Origin of the sequence: Armatimonas sp., from assembly GCF_043760365.1 — a bacterium.
GTDB lineage: Bacteria > Armatimonadota > Armatimonadia > Armatimonadales > Armatimonadaceae > Armatimonas.
Window position 1 is genome coordinate 1 of record NZ_JAYUPA010000654.1, and the last position, 4,044, is coordinate 4,044.

At 63.1% G+C, this 4,044-nt stretch carries 3 protein-coding genes; all 3 read right to left on the reverse strand.

All coding sequences use genetic code 11. The features are described 5' to 3' along the window. Window positions 1-81: 81 nt before the first annotated feature. Window positions 82-1,080, reverse strand: a complete 999-nt coding sequence (locus tag ACH2EH_RS15105) for a cell division protein ZipA C-terminal FtsZ-binding domain-containing protein (RefSeq protein ID WP_395142871.1) — start codon at window positions 1,078-1,080, stop codon at window positions 82-84. After that, window positions 1,077-3,227 (reverse strand): glycosyl hydrolase family 95 catalytic domain-containing protein, encoded by a 2,151-nt coding sequence (locus ACH2EH_RS15110; protein ID WP_395142872.1) that lies wholly within the window; start codon window positions 3,225-3,227, stop codon window positions 1,077-1,079. Before ACH2EH_RS15110 ends, ACH2EH_RS15105 begins: the two co-directional genes overlap by 4 nt. A gap of 72 nt (window positions 3,228-3,299) precedes the next feature. Then, window positions 3,300-4,044, reverse strand: a 745-nt coding sequence (locus ACH2EH_RS15115; protein WP_395142873.1) for a TrmH family RNA methyltransferase, incomplete at its 5' end; no start/stop codon positions are given.

Sequence of the window (4,044 nt, forward strand, 5' to 3'; positions counted from 1 at the left end):
ACGGAGTAAGACGGAGAAATCCCCAGTCGCTTGCGACATTATGGCGGCACGCCCGTAGACGCCCACGTTTCTGTGGGCGGACTAAAACAGCCCCAGTGCTTCGCGGCTCCCTGGCGCAATCCCTGTCGCCTCTAGCTGGCCCACCGCTGCCGCCACACTCTCTCGCTCTGCGTCCAGGCGCTCCAGATCAAGCTCTCTTCCTCCGTCATCGGTTGGGTGACCGCCGAGCTGCTCTCTGAAATGCGCGAGAGCGAGCGCCATGGCATCAAAAGTCTCCAGCGGGGCGGGGCAAGACGGTAGCTCGAAGCTGAGCACAAGACCCGGAATGCTCTCGCCTTCGGCGGTGCGCTCGGGCAGGAAGTAGCCGGGCTTGCCCGCGCTGGTCAGGGTGAAGAGCGCACGCTGCGGGGCTGCGGGCCAGTGGAGCAGATCCAGATGCCCCCAGCCAAAGCCGAGTCCGTACGCAGCTCGCCAGACCCTGCGTGAGGGAAATGGGGTGCCTGGCGCGAGCAAGCGCAGCTCGACGGAGCGGGCGAAGCGTGCCTTGAGGAGTACCAGGCTCGCGGCGCGGCGGGCTGCTTCCACGGGGGCTTCCTCGCGGGTGACGGCGGCTCCGAGGCGCTCGGCGAGGGTGTGGGCAGCTCTGAGGGCATGGGCAACCACGGCGGCTAGCTCCGCCAGTGAGCTACCCGGTAGCTCCAGCAGCTCCCACGCCAGAGTGAGCGCTTGATAGCTGGGGCGCTGGCGGAGAGTTTCAGGCGTGAGCAGGAGCCAGGCACCGTGCTGAAAGCCCCAAAGCGTCCCGGTCATCAGGTCTATTCCGCGTAGCGCCAGCGCCAGTACCTCGTGGGGTATCGGCTGCGTGTCGGCGATATCGGCGAGCAGGCAGGTGCCGGGTTGCGGCCCGAATGGAAGGGGTTTAGGGGCGGGGGGAAGTGTCACAGCGGGCATGAGGTGCGGCAGGACGACAATCGGCTCCGTCCCCAGCGCCAGCCGCACCCGCCGCGCGGTATCCGGCATCTCGCGCCACTCCGAGCGGGTCCAGTAGTCGCCCTCAAACCGATGTGCGGGCTCCGTCACCGTCGCACCGTCGCCTTGACTGCCTGCACCTTCCCGTTCACCCAGACACGCACGGTGGCGGGCTGGGGCGAGATTATTTGGAACACTGTCACCTTGCCGTCTTTCCAGGTGCAGTCCACGGTCAAGTTGCCCCGCGCCTTCAGCCCCGTGAACGACCCACTCTTGGCCCAGGCTTTCGGGAGCGCGGGCAGCAGCTCAATCACCCCGGTGTGGGACTGGAGCAGCATCTCGGCAAACGCGGCGGAGATGCCGAAGTTGCCGTCGAGCTGGAAGGGCGGGTGGTTGGCAAAAAGATTCGGGAGCGTGTTGTAGGTCAGCAGGCCACGAATCGAGAGATACGCCCGCTCACTCTCCCCAAGCCGCGCCCAGACACACGAGCGCCACGGCCATGTCCACGAGCGACGGCTGTCGCCAATCGTCGTCTCGACTGCGAAGGGCTTGCCGGTCTCATCTTCATGGTCATTACAGCGCGCCTTGAGCGACTTAATCGCCGCTTTTGCCAGCTCGGGGGTCGTCTCCTGTGAGATCTGCCGACCTGGGTAGACGGCAAACAAGTGCGACGTGTGTCGGTGCGTGTCTTTCGGATCGTCGCGGTCTACCTGCCACTCCTGCAACTGCCCCCACTTGCCGATCTTATTGGGCGCGAGCCTCTTCTGCATCTCAGCGATTCGGGTCTGGTAGTCGGTGTCCACGCCTAGTGCTTTTGCGGCGTCAAGGTAGTTCTGGAACAGATCCCAGATAAGCTGCTGGTCCATCATGACCCCGTCCTCGTGCGGTCCGTGCTCCGGCGACCAGCCGTTGGGCGCGACCAGGCTGCCGTCGGGCAGACGCTTAAGATGGTCCTCCCAGTACTGGCACACTTCTTTTAAAATCGGGTAGCCGGTTTTCTTTAAGTACGCCTTATCCTGGGTAAACGCAAAGTGCTCGTAGGCGTGCTGGGCGTACCAGGCGCTGGCCGGGATATTCCACTCCCAGCCGTTGCCCCCGAAGATACTCTGGCTCGTGCGTGCCGTCCATCCGCGCGTTTTCTCGCCAAACGCCTTGCGTGTCGCGATGCGGCACGGCTCGGCCTGCGCGACAATATACTCCATGAGCGGCAGGTGGCACTCGGAGAGATTGGTGGTCTCAGCGGCCCAGTAGTTCATCTGGAGATTGATATTATTGTGGTAGTCCGACGCCCACGCCGGGGAGTTACTCTCGTTCCAAAGCCCCTGCAAGTTCGCGGGTAGCCCACCGGGCCGGGAGCAGCTCGTCAGTAAGTAGCGCCCGTACTGAAAGAGCGTCACTTCCAGCTCCGGGTCACTGCCATTCTTAGCGTAGAGCTTGAGGCGCTCATTAGTGGGTTTGGCTCGGATCGCCGGGTCGGTCTGCCCGAGATCAAGACTCGCTCGCCCGAGCAGGCCCGAGAGGTCTTTGACATGGGCATTTTTGAGCACTGTGTAGGATTTTTTCTGCGCCGCCGCCAGCTCACTCGTGAGACGCGGCAAGGGCGCTTCCCCACGCCAGTTACTTGCGTAGTCCGGCTTGTAGTTGGTACGGGCATTGAGCAGCACCGTCAGCGCGTCGCAGCCCGAGAAGGCAAGCCTCTCGCCGTCAACCGATAGCTTTCCGCCCGTAGGGAGCACGCGGATAACGGTGGCGTGCTTGAGCGTATTGGGCATCACACCCTCAAAGATAAGCTCGTTGCCGCGTGCCGTCACCGCTGCGCCCTGACCGGATTTCAGGTGCAGGCTCCCCGAGAGTGCGCCTTTTTGCGACGCCGTGTAGCGTAGTACAATCACCTGAGCCGGGCGACTGGCAAACGCCTCGCGGAGGAGCTTTGTGCCGCTTTGCGTGAAGCTTGTGGTATGGATCCCGGTGGCAATGTCCAGCTCGCGTCGGTAGTCGGCAGGCATCTCGCCTGAACTGCCTGAAAACGTCACAAACAACTCCCCAAAGGTTCGGTAGGCACCAAAGCCATGGTCGCCCGTCTGGTACTCGCCGTCCCAGTTGTTGTCGCCGCTCCAGAGGCTCTGCTCATTGAACTGGATATGCTCCTCGCCGATGCCGCCAAAGAGCATCGCCCCCAGGCGACCGTTGCCGATAGGAAGCGCCTCAAACTCCCAGCGTGTGGCGGGGGCATTGTAGATCAGGGTGTGGTTGCTCATATTTTTCCTCCCCCGGCCTCGTGGAACTCGGCCACCCCCTCCGGCTTCGCGAAGGGGGGTGGGATGTCTCTTTTAGAAATGATACCTGGTGAATACTTCGTAGAGCAGCACGGCGGCGGCGGTGGCGATATTGAGCGAGTCGCAAGTGCCGACCATGGGGATGCGCAAGATCATGTCACACGCCGCTTGCTGGGTTTGTGAGAGTCCCTCGCGCTCGCCGCCCAGCCAGAGAACGGTGCGCTTGGGCCAGTCAAACTCACGGTAGGAAATCTGTGCATGCGGCGACGTTCCCACCAGCGCGACGCTATGCTGCTTGCGCCACGCGACGAACTCTGTTTCCGTGGTTCGCACAATCTTCTGGGCAAAGAGCGAGCCCATCGTGGCACGGACAACTCTCGGGTCGAACGGGTCAATCTCGCCGCCAATCAGAATCAGCCCCGACGCGCCCACCGCATCCATCGTTCGCAGAATTGTCCCCAGATTGCCCGGCGAGCGGATCGTGTCCAGCGCGACAAAGAACTCACCGTCGGTAGGGGCAAGCCAGCTAAGCCTCTGAGGCCGCCTTTGCACAATCACGCCGATGCCCTGGGGCTCCTCTAAGTTGGACAGTTGGCGGTAGAGGCTCGCTGAAAGTGTGGTCTCGGGAATGCGCTGGGCACGAAGCCGCTCGCGCAAGTTTTCGCCTAGGGGGTTTTTGAGCAGCTCCGGCGCGAGTATCACCTGCTCGATACGTGTGCCCGGCGAGTTGAGCGCCTGCACCACGGGCCGCAGCCCATCGGCAAAGAAGCGCCCCGTGCGCTCCCGCTCCTCGCGGCTA

Excerpts from the sequence above, each read along its gene's own strand:
- ACH2EH_RS15110 (WP_395142872.1), bottom strand. The coding sequence starts at position 3,227 with ATGAGCAACCACACCCTGATCTACAATGCCCCCGCCACACGCTGGGAG.